Source organism: Paenibacillus sp. J31P316, assembly GCF_056269105.1.
In genome coordinates this window covers 254,500-276,611 of record NZ_JBWDNI010000001.1, presented here as the reverse complement: position 1 = coordinate 276,611, position 22,112 = coordinate 254,500, and the positions used below count along the sequence as shown (strand labels likewise).

Sequence of the window (22,112 nt, the reverse complement as noted above, 5' to 3'; positions counted from 1 at the left end):
GTGATCGTATGGCAAAGAAAGACAAGCATCGCGGGGCAGCCGCAACAGCCCAATCGAACGCGCAGCCGAAGGAAGAGAAAGCGGCAACGTTGAAGGATCTGCTCCGGCCTGACGTGCTGGAAAAGCTGAAAGCGACGGCGCAGGATTTGAAATCCGCGGAAGAGCAGCGCAGGGAAGACCTCCGGAAGCAGGAAGAGGACGCCCGCAAGGCGGAACAGAAGCGGCTGGACAATGACTTTGAATATTTGCTGAACAATAGCAAGATGGATTGGAAGTCCAATAAGAGCTGATTACGCGGTCAATCGAAGCCACCGTCGAAAATGACGGCCGGGCGCACGTCTGAAGAGCCCTTTTTCCCAATGCGGAAAGGGGCTTTTTCTCTTGCTAGGCCTGCGGTGGCTTGCGCGTCTTACCTGCGGATTTCAACGCTTTAGAAGCATCGATACCAGCATCAAGATCAGCATCAAAACCTGTACCGAAACCAGTACCGAAACCAACATCAAAACCAGCATCAAAACCCGCACCAAACCTGTACCAAGACCAGCACCGAGACAAAAAGCACTTGCTTTTTCAAAGCAGACCTGTGTTATAATGAGGCCAATTGAAACTACTGGAGGTATCCATTTAGACATCATGTGGACTTAATTCCCTTTCTTCGTTCATGATTTTCGAATAGGACGAACAGAGATGCTTTGCCTGTGCGCGAAGCGGAATTGGTTATGTGTGTCTGGATGAGAATACTCCTGCTGCTTGAACGCTAATGAAGCGTTCGCCCGAAAACGTTGCTGTTTGCCGTACCTTTTGGCGGACGTCGTTTCATGAGGGCAGTTGTATTGCCGTCTACCCAATTTCGTTCATTCGCGAGCCGCGGGCACTGCCTGCGGCTCTTTTTGTTGCGCTGCGAGGCCAAGATCGTACCGCGCGGTCGATCTTCGGTCGGTCAGGCAATGCTCTGCAACGCGTTCGATGATCATCGCCCTTGTCAGTTAGTGAACTACAAATTGGAGTGGTGATGAAGATGACATTGCTTACGATACGGAATGTGAACAAACAGTTCGGCGATCTGACCGTGCTGGAAAAAATCAATATGGATATCGCCGGCGGCGAACGGATCGGCCTCGTCGGCATGAACGGCGCAGGCAAAACGACGCTCGCCGAAATGATCTTCGGTTCCTCGCAGCCGGACAGCGGCACGTTGACCTATCATGCGGCAGGACTGCGGATCGGCTATTTGCGCCAATCGACTTCTTATTCCATTCACGCTTTCAGCGGCATGATGAAGGCGGAACAATCGGAGGGTGATCACCAGCGTTTCCTGGAGATATCGAGCCGCCTTGGCCTGCGCAACGTGAAGGAGTGGGAGGAATCCCGCTTCGCGGGATTAAGCGGCGGAGAGCGCACGAAGCTGGCCATCGCGCATATCTGGGCATCGAAGCCGGATATCCTGCTCCTCGACGAACCGACGAACCACCTGGATTATCAAGGCGTCGATTGGCTGATCGGCGAGCTTCGGAGCTTCGGCGGCACGACGATCATCATTTCCCATGACCGCTATTTCCTGGACGAGGCGGTAGACCGAATCGTCGAGATTCAAGATGGCATCTCGATCGATTACCCGGGCAACTATACGTATTACCGGGAGGAGAAGGCGCGCCGTTACGCCAGTCAGCTCCACCATTACGAGGAACAGCATAAGTACGAGCGGAAGATCGAAGCCGAGATCAATCGATTGAAGAATTGGTCCGAGAAGGCTCATCGGGATTCAGCCAAATCAGCCGCAACTCGCGGAGGCATCAAGGAATTTTACCGCAGCAAAGCGAAGAGCATGGATAAGCAGATCAAATCGCGCATTCATCGGCTGGAGAAGATCGACGTCGAAGGCGTAAAGAAGCCGAAGGAAGAGGCGAAGGTCGCTTTCGGCTGGGATAATCCCGGCAAGCGGGGACGCCGAATCGTGGAAGCGAACCGTATCGGCAAGCGGTTTGGGGACCGACGGTTATTCCATGACAGCTCATTCTATATTCAAAGGGGCGAGAAAATCGGGCTGATCGGGCCGAACGGCGCGGGCAAGACGACGTTGCTCGAGATGCTCATCCATCGTCAAACGCCAGACGAAGGCGTCCTATGGATCAGCCCGACGGCGCGAATCGCCTACCTGACGCAGGACGTGTCGGACCTCAAGGAAGAACAATCCGCGCTGGACCTGCTGCGGCATACGTTCGACCTGAGCGGCGACATCGGCAAAGCGAGGACGCTGCTTGCGAACATGGGCTTCGATGAGCCGATGCTGGAGAAGCCGATCCGGCAGCTCAGTCTCGGCGAACGAACCAGAATCAAGCTGGCTCAGCTGATCCTGCAAGAGCAGGATGTGCTTATCCTGGACGAACCGACGAATCATCTGGATCTGGCGAGCCGGGAACAGCTGGAGCAGACGCTGGAATCCTATGCAGGGACGCTGATTATCGTGTCCCATGACCGGTATCTGATCGAGAAGCTCTGCGATAAGCTGCTCGTCATCGAAGACGGCGCCGTGCGCCGGTGGGAGAACGGGTTCCGCGATTATACGCTGAAGCAGCAGGCTGAAGACAACGATGATAGCGATCGTGGAAATGACGGCGATGGCGGGGATGAACGTACACGACGGCAGGAGAGTGCCACGAGCGCAGAGGGCTCAAAAGCAAGCAAACGCGAACAGAAGCGGCAGCGGGAAGAAGAACTGCTGCTTGTCACGACACGAATCGCTTATCTGATCGGCGAGTTGAGCCTGCTTAAGCCGACGGACGGCCGATACGCGGTGCTCGATGAAGAGCTGAAAAGCGAAATCGCGAAGAAGAAGTTGCTGAACTAGCTTTGCTGGCCGCATTCGCCTTAAGTTGCATCCGAAGCTTGGCCCGAATTTAACGAAATTGTAAACGCAGACGCCGCATCGCGAATACGATGTAGCAACCGTTTGCAGACGTGAATGTCAGCGCATTCCCTGCCGCATACTAGCAGCAGGGAAACGCCGGCGGAGCATTCGGCGCAAGAAAGGCGGTGTTGGCAGCATGCAGATGGAGTCTACGGCAGCGACTGCAGCAGAAGCCGAAGGGGCATTCGATTGGGATATCTATTTATTGGCAGGCGTCGGGTCGTCACGCACGATCTTCACCGAATGCATGAAGGAGCTGCAGCGCCTCTACGCGGAATCGGGCTTCTTCCCGCGCATTCGCGAGCTTTTTCCTTACGGTGACCATACGCATAATTTCTATATGCAGCTGCTTAAAGTACGAAGGGATTTGTCGCGGCTTCCCAAATCGGCTCAATCCGGCGCGAAATCGGTCGCGAAGCAGATTCGGAAGCTTTCCTCGGGCAGGCCGGTCCTGTTCATCGGCCACAGCGGCGGAGGCGTAGCTGCCTATCAGGCGGCCGTCATGCTCAGCCGGGGAGGGATTATCCCGGATTGGCGCGTCGTCCAGATCGGTTCGCCGAAGCTGCCGATTCACGGGCAGTATGCCGATAAAGTGCATTACGTCGTCTCGGTCGACGAGAAAGGGGACTGCACGGATTTCGTGACCAGCCTCGGAAGCTGGGGAGGTCTAAGCCTCGGCCGACGAGGATTCCCGTTCTGGAACCGATCCAAATACGCGCCGAAGCATATCATTCCGATCCCGATGATCGGCGGCCATAAGCATTATTTTCGCAAGGAAGAGCCATTCGTTCATCCGGAACGGGGCTCTAACCTCGGGATGATTACCGATACGATTTGGGAACGAATCGCAAGGGAGCTGTGTCTCGGCGCCTCGCGATTCATATAAGGGCTGCATCCATCGTGGATGCGGCCCTTTAAGTTTTCCTAAAAAAACCAATCCATGCTCGCCCGAGAAGGAAATCGCTGCCCGGCGCACGAATCCATTGGGAGGCACGGGGTGAAGAAATGAGCGCGCCGCGAGCAGAATTGGATCATTTGAAAGCGCTGTCAGCGATGCTAGGATGGAGGTATGGAATCGGAAGCGCCCATTCCAATCCAAACGATAAGGGGAGGATGTTAAGGATGAGGAAAACTTGGTTCACGACGATCGCACTATCGCTCATCGTCTCGACGGCACTCGTCGGCTGCTCGGAACGATCCGGCAGCAGCGCCGACAATTCCGGAGGCAATGGCAATGCTGCAACGAACGAAGACGGCAACGCACCGAAGACCGACGATACGGCTAATACGCCCAAGCCGGACAGCGGCGAGAAGGTCCGTCTAACGGTGTACAGCACGATCGGAGAATTGAAGAACCAGGATATGATGAAATCGATCGCCGCCGACTTCACGAAAGAGAATCCGAACATCCAAGTGGAATTCCAATTTCCCGGCGCGGAGTACGAAAATATTTTGAAGGTTAAGATGGCCGCCAACGATCTTCCCGACGTGTTCGACACGCATGGTTGGGCCGTCATCCGTTACGACAAGTATTTGGCCGACCTGAAGGATGAGACTTGGGCGGCCAATCTGACCGATACGATCAAGCCGGTGGTCACGAACAAGAGCGGCAAAGTCGAAGCGCTGGTGCTGAGCGAGGCGAAGGACGGGATATCCTACAACGCCGATTTGCTCGAGAAGTATGGCATCGCGCCGCCTTCGACGTTCACCGAACTGATGGAAGCCGCAGACAAACTGAAGACGGAAAGCAAAGGGGACGTTACGCCGTTCTTCATGTCCGGCATCGACAACGGCATGATCGGCGGCTTCCTTGATCTATACGCCACTTCGCAGTATATCAGTCCGGCGACGAACGATGCGGCGACCTTGCTGGACGGCTCATTCGATTGGAAGAAATGGACGCCGCTCGCCCAGAAGCTGCTCGACATGCAGAAGAACGGCTACATCAATAAAGACGTCCTGACCGCGAAATACACGGATATGCCGCAGCGCTTCGCGCAAGGGAAGATCGCGTTCGTCTTCGGCGCTCCTTCCTTCGCGGACGAAGTGTACAAGGTGAACAAGGACGTGAAGATCGGCATCATGCCGCTCACGACGATGGTCGACGGCGATTCGCAGACCTTCTCCGGCGGCGAACGCTATACGATGGGGGCCTGGAAAGACGGCAAGCATCTGGAGGAGTCGAAGAAGCTGATTGCCTTTTTCTCCAAGCCCGAGAATATGTCCAAGATCGCCAATGCCACGAAGCTGCCGCCCGGGCTCAAGGATATTACATCCGAGCATGAGTTTACGAAGTATTACGAGCAATTCAGCGACGTGCGCGTATTCCCTTATTTCGACCGCGTATATCTGCCTAACGGGATGTGGGACGTCATGTGCAAGACGGGGACGGCGCTCGTCGCCGGGGACGTTTCGCCGGAGCAGTTCGCAGATAAAATGAAGCAGGAATACGACCGTCTCCGCAATCAATAGTCAGGCCGGGACGGGAAGGGCGCCGCTCTTTCCGTCCCGTACCACCATCTCAGGCTGGGAGGGGAGCGCATGGCGAAAACAACCGTTGTCGTTCGCAGCACGAACCGCGCCTCCGCGCCGCTGCAGGGCCTTGCCCGGAAGCGGATGCGCAGCACCGCGTGGCTCAATCTGCTCTATGTACCGGCACTGCTGCTGTTCGCGGTGTTCATTTTCTATCCGTTCGTCAAGGGCGTCCAAATTTCGTTCACGAACTGGGACGGCTACAATCAGGATTACAAATGGATCGGCGGTTCGAACTATAAGCGTTTCTTCAACGACCCCGACATGGGGCGGGTCATTCGCAATACGATTATTTACGGCGTAGGCAGTGCGTTCCTTCAGAATCTGATCGGACTGGCCTATGCGTTGTTCCTGAATATGAATATCCGAACGCGCGGCGTCGTGCGAACGGTTATTTACCTGCCCGTCATCATCAGCTCGCTGATCATGGGCTATATCTGGTATTTCTTCTTCCAGTACGACGGCGGCGCCATTAACGATATCCTGCTGTTGTTCCAGGACGAACCGTCTAATTTGCTCGGAGACAAGGATTGGAACAGCTGGATTATCACCTTCGTCAATACGTACCAATACCTGGGTATCGCGATGGTGCTGTTCTTGGCTGGCCTGCAAACGATTCCGAAGGATTATTACGAAGCGGCGACCATCGACGGCGCCACGGCAATCAGCAGGTTCCGCCACATCACGTGGCCGCTCATCGCTCCGTCGCTCACGATCAGCATGGTGCTTAATTTGATCGGCGGGCTGAAGCTGTTCGACGTCATCGTCGCGATGACGAACAGCGGCCCTGGCTATGCTTCGGCCTCCATGTCGTCCATCATGTATCTGCTGTATTTCGGCAGGGAGGATGCGGGCTACGCGGCCACGATCGGCATTCTGATGTTCGTCATGATCTCCATCGTCAGCATCTTCGCCTTGTACTTGCTCCGTAGAAGGGAGGTTCACGCTTGATGAGAAGAAGCCGGTCGGGATGGCTGACCTCGTTGTCGCTCGTTATCTGCTTGATTCATATCCTGCCCTTTTACATCTTGCTGACGACCTCGTTCAAAGCGGCGGACGATCTGAGCTCCAAATGGGTCATGCCGGGGTATCTGTTTCTCGACAACTTCTCCAGCGCCTGGCGCGAAGCGAACATGATGTCGGCGTTCCGCAGCAACCTCATCGTGACGGCGGTCTCCGTCGTGCTGATCATCCTCATCGGTTCCATCGCCGCTTATCCGCTCGCCCGCTACCAGACGCGCTGGAATCAATTCGTCTATGCGGTATTCGTGTCCGCGCTGATCGTGCCGCCGCTCACGATTCTCGTGCCGCTCTATAAATTCATGGTCGATATCGGAGGCATGAATCAATATTGGGGCATTATTCTCCTGTTCGTGACGTTCAACCTGCCGATGACGATCTTCCTGTACACCGGCTTCATCAGCACGATTCCGCGGGAGCTCGACGAGGCCGCGATGATCGACGGCGCCGGGCGGTTCGAGCTGTTTTATCGGATTCTGCTGCCGCTCTTGAAGCCGATCACGGCCACGGTCATTATCCTGACGGGCGTCGCGGTATGGAACGACTATCAATTCTCGGTCTTCTTCCTGCAGCATCCGCATACGCGGACGATCACGGTCGCGCTCGCCTCGTTCTTCGGCCAATACAACAGCAATATCGGATGGGTGGCCGCGGGCTCGCTCATGGGCGCGCTGCCGATGATCGTCCTGTATTTGTTTCTGCAGCGGTACTTCATCTCGGGTCTTGCCTCCGGCGCCATCAAAGGATAGGGGAGTGATTCATGAGACAATCCATTCGGCTCAAGCTGACGCTTCTATTCCTGCTCACCATCATTCTTCCGATTGTTCTCATCGTCGTGGAGCTCCCCGCCTATTACGTTCGTTCCATCAAAGAGCAGCAGTCCTCGCTAATGGCGGGGACTTTAGCTGCTCTTACGTCGCATATCGAGACGTATCTCGACGACCTGGACCGGATGACGGTCACCCCGTATTTCTATGACGACGTCATGCGCGCGATGAAGCTGAAATCCACCTACGGCTGGAATCTGCTGACGCCCTTCGAGCAGTTCGAGGCAGGGCAAACGTTGTCGTCCACGCTTCCGAACGCGCTCAAGAATACCCGCAAAGATATACTCGGAACGATCCTGCTGCCGATGGACGGTTCCGTCTACGTCTCGTCGTCCAGCAATTTGACCGGGCCGGTCGAGCGCTTCCCGTTCACGAAGCAGGCTTGGTATATCCAAGCGCTGCGGGCGGACGGCGACGTGGCGTTCATCAGCGTCCACGATCAGGACTACTTGAACGGCGCGCGGGCAAGCGTCTTTTCCGTCGCCCGTCTGATCAAGGATCCCGATACGAGGCGCCCGCTCGGCGTCATCATGGCGGATGCGGACACGGTCGCCATCGAGCGCATGATCGACGGCATCGGGTTGAAGAACGGCGCATTGGCCGCGATTCTGGACGACAAAGGAAAGCTCATCTACGCGAGCGGTCCCGCCGTCGGCAAGCTGCGCGCGCAGTTGGCTTCAGGCGCCGGTTACGTCCATGCCCCGGGAGACGACTACCATGTCGTGAGCAAAACGATCGCGCGCTCTCAGTGGGGGATCTATGTCATGTTTCCGGAAACCGCGGTACGCCGGCAGTTGAATCGCGTGTATGACGTGGGGATCTGGTTTGCCGTCGGCGGACTCGTGGTCGCGCTTATTCTGTATACGACCGTCTCCCATTGGATGGTGACGCCGTTCAAGCGGATGATCCAAACGATGAAACGGGTGCAGCGAGGCGATATGGGGGCGTTCTATCCGGTAAAGGGCAACGATGAGGTCGCGCAGCTGGGTTCTAGCCTGAATACGATGATCAGCCGGCTCGGCGAGCTGATCGATCGCGAGTACCGCGCGGTGCTCGGGCAGCGGAACGCGGAATATCATGCGCTGCAATCGCAGATTCAACCGCATTTTCTGTACAACACGCTGAACGGCTTCATCGGCCTGAACCGGTCGGGCCAGAGCGCGCTGCTGGAACGGGCGATACTGTCGCTTGGCGGCATGCTCCGTTATACGCTGGACAAGAATGACCGCGCAAGCCTGAAGGACGAAATGGAGTTCGTGGAGAAATACTGCGAGCTGCAGCAGATGCGGTTCACGGACAAAATGGAATTCGAGATCGATTTTTCCCCCGAAGTGTATCCCATGCTCATTCCGAAGCTGCTGCTCCAGCCGCTCGTCGAGAATGCGGTCATTCATGGCATCGAACCCTGCAAGAAAACATGCCTGCTGCGCATTCAAGCGCATGTCGTCCGCTACGAAGATATTGGCGGGGAGGACGGCAGCTTGATTATCACGGTATCCGATAACGGCATCGGTTTCGATCCCGGATCCGGCCGCAGCGGCGTAGGCGTGACGAATGTCCGCGAACGGCTGAAGCTGGCATTCGAGCATGCGACGTTTCATATGCGATCGGTGCCGGGCGAAGGGACGGAGGCTTCCATACAAATCCCGTTGAAGGATGTGCTGCTTGCATGAAGCTGGTCATTGCCGATGACGAAAATTTGGTCCGTTACGCGATTCGCAGCATGGTCAGCGAGATGGATGCCGCATGGGTGGTTGCCGGCGAGGCGACGAACGGCGAAGAACTGCTGGATCTGCTCGCCGAACAGCAGCCGATCGTGGCGATCGTCGATATCCATATGCCGGGCGTGAACGGACTTGAAGCGATAAGGCGCGGCAAAGCATTGTCGCCGATGTCGAAATGGATCATCCTGACCGGCTATTCCGACTTTCACTACGCGCAGGAAGCCGTGAAGCTTGGAGCCTCAGAATACTTATTGAAGCCGGTCAGCCCTGACGATCTGGAACGAGCGCTCTATGCGACCTACAAAGATAGCAGAGAGATGCTCCTGCTTCACAACGAGCGGTTCGGCAGCAATTTATCGGCGCTGCTCCACGGATTGATTGCCGTTCGTCAGGAAGACCGGGAAGGGGTCTTCCATCAGGGCAGCTTCATGGGTGCCGTGTTCGAGCAGGACCGTCCGGCGGGAGGGCAGGCGCGTACCGAGGCGCATGCCGCGTTCTATAGGCAGTTGTCGGCTAGCGTCGACAGGCATCTGAACTGCGGCATCTACTTGGCGATCGTCACGCTGCCCGGCGGAGAACTGGCCGCGGTCGGCGCATGGAATATCGGCAAAGGCTGCGAGGGCAGGCGGCAGGTTGGCGGATTCTTCGAAGACGCGCTTCGGGAAGCGGCGGCAGCGAGCTCGGAAGAGGAAGCGGTCACCGTGTTCTCGACGGGGGATTGCCGCGGATTCAAGGAACTGAATATGCGGCTGGCAGGTCTTCAGCAGCTGCGCGAGCTGCGGTTCTTCTGCGGTTTCGGCGGCGTGATCGCGCATGCCGGCCTTCAGGCGATGACGGACAGGAAGGAGCTGCTGACATTGGGTCGGAAGCTTTCGGCGGCATTCGAATATTTACATGAAGGACGCTATTTAAACTTTCAAAATACGATCTCCGAGCTGGAACCAGCGATCGCGAACTGGGAACGAACGGCGACCGAAGACGAGAGACGTTCGTTGTTCCGATACATCGGGCACGCCGCGCCTGGGATTCGGCTTACCGTGCAGAGCGGGTCCGATGCCGTGGCGCAGGAGCTCCGAATGTACGGCGAGCAAATGCTGCGTCAGCTCAAATCGAGGGACATCGCGCAAAGCGACGTCGTCACGCAGGTACTGCGGTATATCGATCAACATTATGCCGAGGAGGTCGGTATCGGCCAAATCGCCGATCTGTTGAACGTGACGCCGAGTTATCTGAGTACGCTGTTTCATAAGAAGACCGGCATGACGTTCATGAAATACTTAACGCGGCTGCGGATGGGAAAGGCGGAGGAGCTGTTGCTCGGCACCCGTCTGTCGATCAAACAAATCGCCGAGGAAGTGGGCTACTTCAGTACGCGGCATTTCACGAAGCTGTTCACGGAGACGTTCGGGAAGTATCCGTCCGATTATCGGAAGTCGGTCTAGGACGGGTGGGAGCAAGCTCGCGGTTGAGCAAGAGCTTGTACTGGGTGCAGTACATTGGCGGAAATGCAGCGAAATCGGAGCAAGAGGTGTACTAGGTGTGAACACCAATACATCGGCGGTTAGAAACCCACCGAAAAAATAAAAGTGCCGAAAAGTCCGTTGGACTAACTCGACACTCTGGAAGGGGTGGAGCTAAGCAGTTCTGCTCCATCCCTTTGTTCCTGTTCTGGTTCCATTTGGCGCAATCGCAATCTCCAGCCGGCCTAAAGCTTAATTCGCCGGCGTGTCTTGCTGCGGCTGCGGTGCAGCCGGCTTCAGCTTACGCTGCGGCTTCGCCATCTCGGCCTCGAACACCGCCTCGAGCTCCGCCATTTTGCGTACATCGTCCGTCGCGATCTTGCCCGTCAGCACATGCTCCACGATGAGCGCCCACGTCGGCGTCACTTTCTGCGCGGCGATGATGCGGATCGCGTTCTTCACCAGCTTGCGCTCCTTGGCATTGGAATAGACGTCCACATAGCGCTGAATACGGTCGAAATTCAGATGCGGGAATACCGCGCGGAAAATTTCCGCCGTCATTCTGGCGTCGTCCAGCGCGCGGTGGGCTTGATTGTCGTCGCCGCTGATTTCGAGCTCTGCCAGCGCGTTCTCCACGCTCACGTCATTCGTGACGCCCTTGTGCTGAATGTAGCCTTTCAGCAAGTCGTAATAGTCGACGCCGAGCCAGTAGGCATCGTCCATGCCGTGCATCCGCGTGTCGAAGACGATCCGTTTCATATCTTCGCCGCCCCAAGTAACGATCAGCAGCTCTTCGCTTGGGCCGAGCCAAGCAAGGAAATCGGCGATGACGGCCGGGAAGCCGGCAGCCGCATCGATGCCTTCCTGCGGGATACCGGTTTTCTTCTGAATGAAGTCGTTCAATTTGGCAAAATAGACCGGTTTGACGAGCGAGGTGAATTGGCTGGTCTGACGCAGCTCCGCATCCAGTCGGACCGCGCCGATCTCGATGACCTCCATCGGCAGGTCGCTGGCAAATTTTCTTCCGTTGAATTCGATATCGAGTATGATGTAGTCCACGTTCATTTCCTCCGCTCAATGATGTCGCTCTCCATTCTAACAGATAACCGCAAGCGTTGTCGCGGTGCAAAATGCGGATCGCGTGCGGACGCAGAAGCGTCATTGGATTTTGATGACGGAATGATAGATAATGAGGGAAATAGAGAGATTAGGGGACTTTGTTTCGGAGGTATTTCATGGTTACGTTTCTACAGCTCAATACGATTTTTCTCAGCATGATCATGGAAGCGATTCCGTTCATTCTGCTCGGCGTCATCGTCTCCGGACTCATTCAAACGTTTCTGTCGGAGCGCTGGATCGCACGCGTCATGCCTCGCAATCGCTATGCGGCATCGCTTCTCGGCTGCGGCGTCGGCTTGTTGTTTCCCGCCTGCGAATGCGGCATCGTGCCCATCACGCGCCGGCTCCTGCGCAAAGGCGTTCCGCTGCATGCCGGCATCGCGTTCATGCTTACCGGACCTATCATCAATCCGATCGTGCTCTTCGCCACCTATATCGCGTTCGGCAATGACTGGCATATGGTGCTCGTGCGCGGAGGCGCGGCGATCGTGGTCGCTTACGTGACGGCGATCGTCCTGTCATTCCTGTATCCGAAACTGCCGATGCGTCTGCACGAGGATGCCATGCCGGAAATTGCGGCGAGCACGGATACGGCAATTGCGTCTTCCGCGAACCGCATGCCCATGTACCGTCGTTTGTACGACGTGATGCTGCATGCGATCGACGAGTTTTTCTCCGTCGGCAAATATTTGGTGCTCGGCGCATTCATCGCGGCCTCGATGCAGACGTTCATTCCGACGTCGTCGCTGATGAAGCTGGGCGGCAATCCCGTGACCGCTTCGCTCGTCATGATCGTCCTTGCGTTCGTCATGTCGCTTTGCTCGGAAGCGGATGCGTTCATCGCCTCGTCGTTCCGCAGCACGTTCTCGATCGGAGCGCTGTCGGCTTTCCTCGTCTTCGGTCCGATGATCGACATCAAGAATACGCTTATGCTGCTCGGCGTCTTCCGCGGCAAGTTCGTGCTCGTGCTGATCGGACTCGTCGTCGTAAGTACGCTTGGCGTATCGCTGCTCGTGGGGAGGCTGTTCGGATGATCCGACTTTATGTATTGGCCGGCTTCGGCTGTTTGTTCCTGATGATGAACCTGAACGGCAACTTGAACAAATACATTAATACCAAATATGCCTATTTATCCGAAAGCGCGATCGTGCTGCTGGCCATCTTGTTCGTATTCGAATTCGTACGCCTGTACGCGAAGGAGAAGGAGGCGGCCAAACGCAAGGCAGCACAGGCTGAAGCTGAACGAATGAGCGTTGAAGAAGGCGGTTCGCTCGGCGAACGGAAACAGCAGCCTCATGCGCATGACCATGAGTCTGCACATGATCATCAGCACGAGCACGAGCACGATCACGATCACCATCACGATCACCATCACGAGCATGATTACCACCATGACCACAACCATGATCACCATCACGGCCACTCTCATGAGCAGCCGATCCGATGGAAAAGGTACCTCGGCTACGGGATCTTAATTTTCCCGCTGCTGACCGGATTTATCCTGCCCGTGCAAACGCTGGATTCCAGCTTCGTGAAAGCGAAGGGCTTCTCGTTTCCCGATTTCAACGTGTCGGCCGACAATCCGGGCTTCCACCAGTTTCTGAAGCCGGATACGAGCGTCTTCTACGGCAAGCAAGGGTATGCCAAGGTGTCCAAGAAGGAATTGAACGAGTTCGAGACGGCCAAGGACGTGCAATTGACCGACGCCACTTTCTTAAAAGGGCTGGAGGCGCTGTACAATTACCCGGATGCGTTCATCGGACGGACGATCAGCTTCGACGGATTTATCTATAAAGGCCAGCAGGCGGAAGGCAATTCGTATTTCGTCTTCCGATTCGGATTCATCCATTGCGTGGCCGATTCCGGCGTGTTCGGCATGCTGGTGACGTTCCCGGACGGGCAGTCGTTTCAGAACGATCAGTGGGTTCATGTGACCGGCAAGCTCAGCTCGGAATTCTATCAGCCGTTCAAGCAGACGCTGCCCGTGCTCGAAGTGAAGGAATGGACGGGCATTCCGAAGCCGAAGGATCCCTACGTATACCGTGCTTGACCGCAGCAAAGGCGCAGTGCTCCTCGATTGGAGCCCTGCGCCTTTGTCGTATCCTCTTATTCTTCATCCGACTCGATGCGAACCATCGCTTCGTTGGAAAAGGCAACCGCATCCGCATAAGCGGTATGGACCGCGAACCTGTAGGCCGCACGGACGCGGAACCGAATTCGGTATTGATAGGGATGCAGATCGACCCGGAGTCGGTACGTGATTAGCGCGGATTGATCCGGAGAGAGCGTCCCGATCGGAACGCCGGTGCTTGCGTCGCCCGGTGCCGACTGACCGTTTAGATGCACGCTGTCCGCCTCGAGCGAGGTTTCTTCAGGGACGAAATCGATCAGCGTGACGTCAGCGGGATAATTGCCGCTATTCGTGACCCGTACTTCGGCGAACAGCGTTCCGCCCGCTTCGACGAGCTGCGGCTTAACGGTCAGTTGAACGCCGATAACAGGAAGGACGAGGCGAACGGAAACCGAATTCGTCGCGAGCGTATCGGTCACGGCCATGCCATCAGGAAGCCGAAAACCGTATTCAAGCACCGCGCGGTTGTTGATGGCGGGCAGGAGCGGCTGCAAGACCGTGCGCGTAACCAGGACATCGAAGGTTAGCGTATACGTAATGCCGGGCGGAAGCGGGCCAAGCGGGATGCCGTTAATCGGGTCGGCGGCGGATAGCACTCGGCCGTTCAAGGCTGCGCTGCCCTGCACGTATGCCGTACCGTACGGAATCAAGTCTCTGGCGAGGGTGCTTGTTTCGAGCGATCCGGTATTGGTAATGACGACGGCGTATTTCAATACCTCGCCGATCGCGGCGATCCCGGGATCGACGCTGATGACGGCATTCAAGGCGGGTCCCGAGACGATGGCCGTGACGGCATTAGACTGCGCAGACTGCTCGAATTGCCCGTAATAGAAGGACAGCCTTGCCCGATTCGTCAGCCTCGTTTGAACCGGCACATCAAGAACGACGGCATTGAAGCGGATTTGCTTGGAAGCGCCTGGGTCGATCGTTCCGAGCGGAATGCCGTTGTCCGGCGAAACGGAAGGGTTGCGGATGCCGCTGATCGTCACGCTGCCAGGGACGAAGCCCGTGCCCGCAGGCAGCGGATCGATCAACACGCACTGCCTGATGGGTTCAGAGCCTTCGTTTGCTACCGTGACGGTGTAAGTGATCATATCCCCGACGTACGTAACCGCGCTCGAGACGCTTTTGAGCAAGCTGACTGCCAGCATGGTAACGGGCACGGATACGACATTGGACATGACGGAACCGGTGATGACGCGATCGTCCAATGTCACGAAGTCATAGTCCGCGCGTGCCTGATTCTCGATCCGGCCGGAAGGGGGGACGACCGTCAGGATCAACTGAAAGACGATGGTATAGAAGGTACCCGGATTGACTTCGCCCAGCGGAATGCCCGCAGCCGGCGAGATGCCGGGGACGGGCGATCCGTTGACCAGCACGCTGTTCGCGACGAACACCGTACCGGGGGGCGGGCTGTCGTAGACGGTCACGTTCGCGGCCCGATTCCCGCTATTGCTGACCGCAATGCGGAACGTGACGGGAAGGGATAACCCGGCTTGCGCCGTATCGGCTGATTTCGCGATCGCGATGCTCGGGCCGTTGATGACTGTGTTGACGATATTGGAATACGAGAAGCTCGTCGCCGATCCGGAATGGAAGGTGACGACCGATTGATTGGTTATCGTCTGCGGCAGGCTGTCGTCCTCGATCATGAGACGAGAACCTGGAACGTTACGGTGGAGGAAGCGCCTGCGGCTATCGTTCCGACCGGGATGCCGCTGTTCGGGCTGGCTGCCGGAACTGGAACGCCATTGACGCTGACGCTGCCCGGAATGAAGGTGACGCCGGCGGGCACCGGATCGACGACGGTAACGTTATTGACCGGCGAGATGCCGTTGTTCGTGACGGTAATCGTGTAAGTGATCGTATCGCCGCTGACGGCGTCGACGGCATCCGTCGCTTTGACGACCGAGACGTTCGGCGAAGAGACCGGAATGATGACCGTATTCGACAGTACGGACCCGGTCAGCGTGCGGCCGTCCGGCGGCGAGAACGAGTAGGATGCCGTCGCTTGGTTGGCAAGCTGCTGCGGCGATGGCAGCGCGTCGACGGTAACCTGCAGCGTAATGATGACATGGACCGATGTGCCTGGCTGAACATTGCCGATCGGGATGCCGGCCGTCGGATCCGCGCCTGGCTGCGGAATGCCGCCGACGGAGACGCTGTTCGGCACGAACACGGCCCCGGTCGGCACGGTATCGAAAATCGTGACGGCCGCTACGATATTGCCCGTATTCGTGACGTCCAGCGTGTAGGTGATCGTATCCCCGACCGTGGCATTCGCCGTGCTTGCGCTCTTGAGAACGGCAAGAATCGGATTATAGACGGGCGTCGTGACGATATTGGATGAGCTCGTTCCGGAGAATACGCCGGATGTGAAGCTGACCACGGATTGGTTGCTGATCAATCCGCTCGCAGGGAGCGTATTGACGGTTACGTTGAAGGTTACCGTGACGGAGGCGCCGGGAGCAAGCGCGCCAAGCGCGATGCCGGCGGCCGGATTATCGGCCGGCCGCGGGATGCCGCCGACGATGACGGTTCCCGGGACGAACGACGTGCCTGCCGGAACGATATCCGATAGCACCGCGCTGTTCACGGTTGCGATGCTGACGTTCGTCACGAGACTGGAGTAGGTCACGACGTCGCCGATGACGGCATCCGTCGCAGGCGTGCTCTTGAAAATCGTGATGTTCGGCGAGCTGACCGGTACCTGAAGCGTATTGGACAGCGACGTACCCGAGAAGGCGCGCGTATCCGGAAGCGTGTATAAATAATTGCCGGTTGCCTGATTGGTGAGCTGCTGCGTCAGAGGCAGCGTATTGATCAGATATTCGAAGGTCGTCGTAACGCTGGCTCCGGCAGCGACGGTGCCGATGCTGAATCCGACCGACGGGTCTGCGCCGGCTTGCGGACTGCCGTTCACCACGACGCTGTTCGGAATGAACGACGTTCCTTCCGGCACGTTGTCAAGAATCGTCACTTGCGCCGGATAGTTGCCGCTGTTCGTCGTGACGACGGAATAGCTGATGTTGCCGCCGACAACCGCAACGCTGGTTAGCGACGTCTTCGCAAGCGTAATTACCGGCTGGTAGACAGGCGTCGTAACCGTATTGGAGAACGTGACGGCCGCGAAGACGCCGGATGTAAAGCTGACCGAAGAACGGTTGCTGACGAGGCCGCCGTCCGGCACGGCGGTCACCGTCACGCTGAAGGTCACGGGAACCGAGCCTCCAGCCGGAATGGAGCCGAGCGAGAAGCCCGCAGCAGGATTGGCGGCAGGCACGGCAACGCCGTTGACCGTAACGCTGCCGGTCAAGAATGACGTCCCTTGCGGAATCGGATCGGAGAAGATGACGTTGTCTACCGGCGCGATGCCGCCATTAGAGACGGCGATATTGTACGTCAGCGTATCTCCGATCGTCAGTGCCGTGCTCGGCGTGCTCTTCGCGACGCCGACATCCGGAGGCGACACCGGGAACGACAGCGTGTTCGAGAGTATCGAACCGTTCAGCGTCCGGCCGTCCGGAAGGATGTATGCATAAGGAACGGTTGCCTGATTCGAGAGCTGTTGTCCTGCCGGAAGCGAATTGATGACGACGGAGAACGTGACGATGGACGAGGCGCCCGGATTGACGACGCCGACCGTGATGCCCGTAATCGGATCCGTACCCGATTGCGGCGCTCCGTTGACGATCACGCTGTTCGGCACGAAGGAGACGGATGGATCAACCGTATCGGTCAGCGTCGCGAAAGCCGGGTAGTTACCGGTATTCGATACGGCGATCGTATAGGTGACCGTATCACCGACGGTGGCGTTGGTCGTGCTGGCTGTTTTGACTGCGCTGACGACAGGCTGATACACGGGAATGGATACGCCGTTCGAGAACGTAAGGCCGGAGAACGCACCCGAGGTGAAGGTAACGGACGCCTGGTTCGTTATCGTCGACGGCGTAGGCACGGACGTGACGATCAAGGAGAACGTGACCGTCACGTTGGCGCCGCTTGCGATCGTACCGATCGAGACGCCGGCTGCCGGATTGGCGCCCGGCACGACGATCCCGTTCACGGTAACGCTGCCCGGCACGAACGCGGTGCCTGCGGGAATGCCGTCTATGAACACGGTGTTCGTGACGGGCGCAATGCCGGTATTCGAGACGAGCACGGTGTACGGGATGGTGTCGCCGATGGACACGGCCGTCGACGTCGACGACTTGGCGGCGCTGACATTCGGAGACGAGACCGGAATCGTCAACGTGTTGGACAGCTGCGTCCGCGTAATCACCCGGCCGTCAGGCGGGGTGAACGTATAAGAGGCGGACGCCTGGTTGACGAGAAACTGCGGGTTCGGCAAGGAATCGATGACGACCGAGAACATGACGAATACGGTGCTGTCCGGATTGACCGTTCCCGCATTGATGCCTCCGCTCGGGGTAGCTCCCGGCTGCGGAACGCCGCCGACGATGACGCTGTTCGGCACGAAGGTGGAGGTCGGCGGCACCGTATCCGTAATGATGGCGGTTGCCGCAATGTTGCCGGTGTTGCTTACTGCGATCGTGAACGTCACAGTGTCGCCGACGCTGGCGTTCGACGTGCTTCCCGTCTTGACCAACCCGATAATCGGCTGGATGACCGGCGTCGTGGTCACGTTCGAGGAGGACGTGGCCGAGAAGGCGCCGGACGTGAAGCTGACGGTCGACTGATTAATGATCTGATCGGATACAGGCATTGTTATCATCACCCCATAGGTTACGGTCGCAAAGGCGCCAGGCGCCAAGGAACCGATCAGAATGCCGGCGGTTGCATCCGCCTGTGGTCTTGCGACTCCGTTCACCGTGACGCTGCCGGGAACGAAGGTCGTGCCGGGTATTGAGGGGCCGACGAAGGTAACGTTATTGACCGTCGCGATGCCGTTATTCGTCACGATGCCGGTATAGGTGATCGTATCGCCGGTCACGACATCAATAGCGCCCGTGCTCAAGACGACGGAAACGTTCGGCGCGGAGACGGGAATGGAGACGGTGTTCGAAGCCGCGGAACCGTTGATGATTCTGCCATCCGTCAGCGTATAGGTGAACGCCGCTGAAGCCTGATTGACGAGCTGCTGAGGATTCGGCAGCGAGTCGACGGTCACTTCGAAGGTGACGACGGCCGATCCCGCCGGCGGGACCGAATTTATCGGGATACCGGTTGCCGGGTTGGTGCCTGGAAGCGGAACGCCGTTCACTTGGACGGAGTTCGTCGTAAAAGTCGTGCCGGCCGGAATATTGTCCGTCAAATTGACGGTCGTGGCGATATTCCCGGCGTTTTGTACCTGAAGGGTGTACACGACCGTATCGCCGAGCGTCGCAGCCGTCCGATTCGCGCTCTTCGCAACCGATATAATCGCTTGAAAGACGGGAATAACGATGGTGTCCGAGAATGACGAACCGCTGAAAGCGCCTGACGTAAAACTGACCGCGCCGCGATTGCTTAACGAGCCAGTAACCGGAATCGAGCTGACGATTACCCGGAAAGATACCGTTACGGACACGGACGGGGCGATGGTGCCGACGGATACGCCTGAAGCCGGGTTGGCGGAAGGCGAAGCCACGCCGTTAATCAACACGCTTCCGGCAACGAATTGCGAGCCGTCCGGAATCGGATCCGAGACGATGACCTGATTGACCGCCTCGATGCCGTTATTGCTCACGACGAGCGTATAAACGATTTCGTCGCCGACCGCGGCAACGGCCTCGCTGGCGCTCTTGCCGACCGTCACGTTCGGGTTGGATGCCGGAATCGAAACGGTATTGGAGTTGATGCTTCCGCCAAACGCACGGCCGTCCGGAAGCGTGTAAGCATAACCGACCGCCGCCTGGTTGACGAGGTTCGGCGGATTGGGCAGCGACTGCAGCAGAACCGAAAAGGCAACCGATGCGGAAGCGCCGGCGTTGACCGTTCCGACGGAAATCCCCGATTGGGGCGTTTCTCCCGGTCTCGGCGAACCGTTGACCGTAATGCTGTTCGCGACATAGGTCGTTCCGGCTGGCAGCGAGTCTGTCAAGGTAAGCGAACCCGGATAATTCCCGGTGTTCTGGACCGCGAACGTATACGTGATCGTATCCCCGACGGTCGCTTGCGTCAGGCTGGCTGTCTTCTGTGCGGCGATGACCGGCAAGAACACGGGGACGCTCACGATATTGGACAACGATACGCCGGTGAACGTGCCGGAGCTGTATGAAGCGGTGGAACGGTTATTGAGCTGCGCCGGGTTGGGGAGCGAGTTCACGAGCACTTGGAACGCGACCGTCACCGAGCTGCCGGGCGCAATGGTTCCGATCGAAATGCCTGCAGGCGGAACGGCGCTCGGCTGCGCGACTCCATTGACGGTGACCGATCCGGCTACGAAGCTTGAGCCCGCGGGTATTGGATCCGTGAACACGACGTTCGTCACGGCAGCCACGCCCGTATTGGATAGGACCGACGTGAACGTGACGGTATCGCCGACGGTCGTGGCCGTGCGATTCGTGCTCTTCACCGAAGTGACGTTCGGCAGGCTGACGGGCAGGACCAGCGTGTTGGATGCAGCCGTACCGTTCAGCGTTCGGCCGTCGGGCGGGCTATAGGTATAGGCGGCGGTCGCTTGGTCCGTCAGCTGAGGCGGCGTGGGCAGCGAGTTCACGAGCACCTGGAACGTCACCGTTCGCGATCCGCCCGCGGGGACGAGACCGATCGGGACGCCTACGGCCGGATTGGCCCCGGGCTGCGCGATTCCATTGACGGTGAAGCTGTTCGGCACGAAGGTGCTGCCCGCCGGAATGTTGTCCGTCAACGTCGTCGTCGCGCCGATGCTGCCGGAGTTCGCGACGAGAATCGTATACGTGACCGTGGAGCCGACGGACGCATTGGCGGTGTTCGCGCTCTTGGTCATCGTCAGAACGGGAGCGTAGACAGGCGTATTGACGGTATTCGACGGTATGACGCCGGTGATGACATCCCCGCCGGCGACGCTCTGGAACGTAAACGCGGCGTTGGCGGTGTTGGAAATTTGCTGCGAGTTCGGCAGCGAGGTTACGTTAGCCTTGTATGTAAGCGTAACAGAGGTGCCGAAGGCTAACGTGCCGATGGCCACGCCGGCCGTAATATTGGCGGTCGGCCGCGCCACCCCGGCGACGACGACGCTGCCGGCGACGAACGTGGAGCCGGAGGGCAGCGCGTCGCTGACCACGACGTTCATTGCGCTCGCGTTGCCGGTATTGCTGACGGTAACGGTATACGTGATCTGATCGCCGATAATGGTGCTCGTCGTGTTCGCGCTCTTGGAGATTGCAATCGTCGGCGAATTGATATTGACCTGCAGCGCGAGTCCGTTGACGACGTACGCATCGCCGGACGTCGTCAGCTGAAGCACCGCGGACGATTGATTGTTGATGAGGCGAGCGGACACGTCGACGTTCGTGATGTCCCAGCCCTGGCGACCGCCGATGATGTTGCTGCCTGGAGCGCCGTTCACTTGGTTGCGGTTGCCGAAGGTCCCCGTCGTGTCGAGATTGCCTGAATCGTTGTTGATCTGCGAGGCGAAGAAGTTGGCGGCAAAATTGTTCGGTCCCGACAGCGCGACAAGCGTGGCCGCCGTCGGCCCGAACAGCGCTTGGTCGCCGGTTCGGTTGGCATCGCCCTCTTGGCCGCTGAGCAGCGCGCGGCCGCCGAGCACGCCGGTGACCGGCGTGGCGAAGCCCGTAATCGTCGTGTTCACCGGTCCGGAAGCGGCCTGAATGAGCACGGCGCCGGCACGCAGCGACATATTGCGGAACGGCAGCGTCGGATTGGAATAGATGACCCCGAGCGTCCAGCCGGCATGATTGGCGGTCGGATCGGTTAGGGCGATCGTGCCGACCACGCCGCCGACGTTATAGGTACCGGCTCCGCCTTGCTGAATCTGAGTCGTGACGTTCGCGGAACGCGTATAGCCAAGCGCGCCGGAGCCCAGATCGTAGTTGTTGCTCGTCGCGGGGTCGGGACTGATGCTGAAGCTGACGTTGCTCGGCAGCCTCAGCGTGACGGGATTATTGATCGCCGCCGTCAGATTGACGCCGGGAACGACATAGGTGCCGCCCCAGATCAACTCGGCGTAGACGACGGTGCTGCCGGCGGGCATCGTCAGTATCGCATTGGCATTGTTGATCAGGTAATTATTCGTAGTACCCGCAGGATACGTCCCGAACTGAAGGGCGGTATTGGTCGTGCTGAATGCTCCGATGCTATCCTGGGTACCGGGGACGCCTTCCGTCGTGGAGCGGCTGAGGCCGAGCGTGTTGCCGGTGAAGGTGATGGCGCCAGTCATATTGACTGTTGCCCGTACTACGAGAGCGATGTTCCTCACCCCCTAACGTGTCAATTACTGAATAC

The 22,112-nt window shown here is 58.0% G+C and carries 14 protein-coding genes; 10 read left to right on the top strand and 4 right to left on the bottom strand.

Annotation, left to right across the window (positions count from 1 at the left end; genetic code table 11):
* The first annotated feature begins 8 nt into the window (after positions 1–8).
* Positions 9–290 carry a YqkE family protein gene (locus AC0YNU_RS01125; RefSeq protein ID WP_475752477.1) on the top strand — a complete coding sequence of 94 codons (282 nt, stop codon included), beginning with the start codon at positions 9–11 and terminating at the stop codon, positions 288–290.
* 132 nt (positions 291–422) lie between these two features.
* Here the strand turns inward: AC0YNU_RS01125 and AC0YNU_RS01120 are convergent, their stop codons facing one another.
* On the bottom strand, positions 423–635 hold the full coding sequence (locus AC0YNU_RS01120; protein ID WP_475752476.1) for a hypothetical protein: 213 nt from the start codon (positions 633–635) through the stop codon (positions 423–425).
* A gap of 383 nt (positions 636–1,018) precedes the next feature.
* Between AC0YNU_RS01120 and abc-f the strand changes: the two genes are divergently transcribed.
* The 7 genes from abc-f to AC0YNU_RS01085 all read left to right on the top strand — a co-directional run bounded on the left by abc-f (position 1,019) and on the right by AC0YNU_RS01085 (position 10,453).
* Positions 1,019–2,848: a ribosomal protection-like ABC-F family protein gene (gene abc-f, locus AC0YNU_RS01115; RefSeq protein ID WP_475752475.1), complete on the top strand. Its 1,830-nt coding sequence runs from the start codon at positions 1,019–1,021 to the stop codon at positions 2,846–2,848.
* A gap of 196 nt (positions 2,849–3,044) precedes the next feature.
* Positions 3,045–3,794, top strand: a complete 750-nt coding sequence (locus tag AC0YNU_RS01110; protein WP_475752474.1) for a hypothetical protein — start codon at positions 3,045–3,047, stop codon at positions 3,792–3,794.
* A gap of 236 nt (positions 3,795–4,030) precedes the next feature.
* On the top strand, positions 4,031–5,380 hold the full coding sequence (locus AC0YNU_RS01105) for an ABC transporter substrate-binding protein (protein ID WP_475752473.1): 1,350 nt from the start codon (positions 4,031–4,033) through the stop codon (positions 5,378–5,380).
* Positions 5,381–5,449: 69 nt separating this feature from the next.
* A complete protein-coding gene (locus AC0YNU_RS01100) occupies positions 5,450–6,391 on the top strand; it encodes a carbohydrate ABC transporter permease (RefSeq protein ID WP_475752472.1) in 942 nt (313 codons plus the stop codon).
* Positions 6,391–7,209: a carbohydrate ABC transporter permease gene (locus tag AC0YNU_RS01095; protein WP_475753908.1), complete on the top strand. Its 819-nt coding sequence runs from the start codon at positions 6,391–6,393 to the stop codon at positions 7,207–7,209. The genes AC0YNU_RS01100 and AC0YNU_RS01095 overlap by 1 nt, the downstream gene beginning before the upstream one ends.
* A gap of 11 nt (positions 7,210–7,220) precedes the next feature.
* Positions 7,221–8,960, top strand: coding sequence for a cache domain-containing sensor histidine kinase (locus AC0YNU_RS01090; protein WP_475752471.1), 1,740 nt, complete (start codon positions 7,221–7,223; stop codon positions 8,958–8,960).
* Positions 8,957–10,453, top strand: coding sequence for a response regulator transcription factor (locus AC0YNU_RS01085; RefSeq protein WP_475752470.1), 1,497 nt, complete (start codon positions 8,957–8,959; stop codon positions 10,451–10,453). The genes AC0YNU_RS01090 and AC0YNU_RS01085 overlap by 4 nt, the downstream gene beginning before the upstream one ends.
* 270 nt (positions 10,454–10,723) lie before the next feature.
* Here AC0YNU_RS01085 and AC0YNU_RS01080 read toward each other — a convergent pair whose 3' ends face one another.
* Positions 10,724–11,530, bottom strand: coding sequence for a 3'-5' exonuclease (locus tag AC0YNU_RS01080; RefSeq protein WP_475752469.1), 807 nt, complete (start codon positions 11,528–11,530; stop codon positions 10,724–10,726).
* Positions 11,531–11,706: 176 nt separating this feature from the next.
* Here AC0YNU_RS01080 and AC0YNU_RS01075 point away from each other — a divergent pair, with 176 nt between their 5' ends.
* Together AC0YNU_RS01075 and AC0YNU_RS01070 are read left to right on the top strand one after the other, a co-directional pair.
* Positions 11,707–12,624, top strand: coding sequence for a permease (locus AC0YNU_RS01075; RefSeq protein WP_475752468.1), 918 nt, complete (start codon positions 11,707–11,709; stop codon positions 12,622–12,624).
* A complete protein-coding gene (locus AC0YNU_RS01070) occupies positions 12,621–13,640 on the top strand; it encodes a TIGR03943 family putative permease subunit (RefSeq protein ID WP_475752467.1) in 1,020 nt (339 codons plus the stop codon). Before AC0YNU_RS01075 ends, AC0YNU_RS01070 begins: the two co-directional genes overlap by 4 nt.
* Before the next feature lie 56 nt (positions 13,641–13,696).
* On the opposite strand, the gene AC0YNU_RS01065 is transcribed toward AC0YNU_RS01070, so the two are convergent.
* On the bottom strand, positions 13,697–15,376 hold the full coding sequence (locus AC0YNU_RS01065) for a hypothetical protein (RefSeq protein ID WP_475752466.1): 1,680 nt from the start codon (positions 15,374–15,376) through the stop codon (positions 13,697–13,699).
* Positions 15,373–22,047, bottom strand: a complete 6,675-nt coding sequence (locus AC0YNU_RS01060; RefSeq protein ID WP_475752465.1) for a DUF7507 domain-containing protein — start codon at positions 22,045–22,047, stop codon at positions 15,373–15,375. Before AC0YNU_RS01060 ends, AC0YNU_RS01065 begins: the two co-directional genes overlap by 4 nt.
* Positions 22,048–22,112 lie beyond the last annotated feature (65 nt).

Bases quoted from the DNA above. Each gene is read 5' to 3' on its own strand.
- AC0YNU_RS01125 (WP_475752477.1), top strand. From the start codon at position 9: ATGGCAAAGAAAGACAAGCATCGCGGGGCAGCCGCAACAGCCCAATCG.
- AC0YNU_RS01120 (WP_475752476.1), bottom strand. From the start codon at position 635: ATGATGTCTAAATGGATACCTCCAGTAGTTTCAATTGGCCTCATTATA.
- abc-f (WP_475752475.1), top strand. From the start codon at position 1,019: ATGACATTGCTTACGATACGGAATGTGAACAAACAGTTCGGCGATCTG.
- AC0YNU_RS01110 (WP_475752474.1), top strand. From the start codon at position 3,045: ATGCAGATGGAGTCTACGGCAGCGACTGCAGCAGAAGCCGAAGGGGCA.
- AC0YNU_RS01105 (WP_475752473.1), top strand. From the start codon at position 4,031: ATGAGGAAAACTTGGTTCACGACGATCGCACTATCGCTCATCGTCTCG.
- AC0YNU_RS01100 (WP_475752472.1), top strand. From the start codon at position 5,450: ATGGCGAAAACAACCGTTGTCGTTCGCAGCACGAACCGCGCCTCCGCG.
- AC0YNU_RS01095 (WP_475753908.1), top strand. From the start codon at position 6,391: ATGAGAAGAAGCCGGTCGGGATGGCTGACCTCGTTGTCGCTCGTTATC.
- AC0YNU_RS01090 (WP_475752471.1), top strand. From the start codon at position 7,221: ATGAGACAATCCATTCGGCTCAAGCTGACGCTTCTATTCCTGCTCACC.
- AC0YNU_RS01085 (WP_475752470.1), top strand. From the start codon at position 8,957: ATGAAGCTGGTCATTGCCGATGACGAAAATTTGGTCCGTTACGCGATT.
- AC0YNU_RS01075 (WP_475752468.1), top strand. From the start codon at position 11,707: ATGGTTACGTTTCTACAGCTCAATACGATTTTTCTCAGCATGATCATG.
- AC0YNU_RS01070 (WP_475752467.1), top strand. From the start codon at position 12,621: ATGATCCGACTTTATGTATTGGCCGGCTTCGGCTGTTTGTTCCTGATG.
- AC0YNU_RS01065 (WP_475752466.1), bottom strand. From the start codon at position 15,376: ATGATCGAGGACGACAGCCTGCCGCAGACGATAACCAATCAATCGGTC.
- AC0YNU_RS01060 (WP_475752465.1), bottom strand. From the start codon at position 22,047: ATGACTGGCGCCATCACCTTCACCGGCAACACGCTCGGCCTCAGCCGC.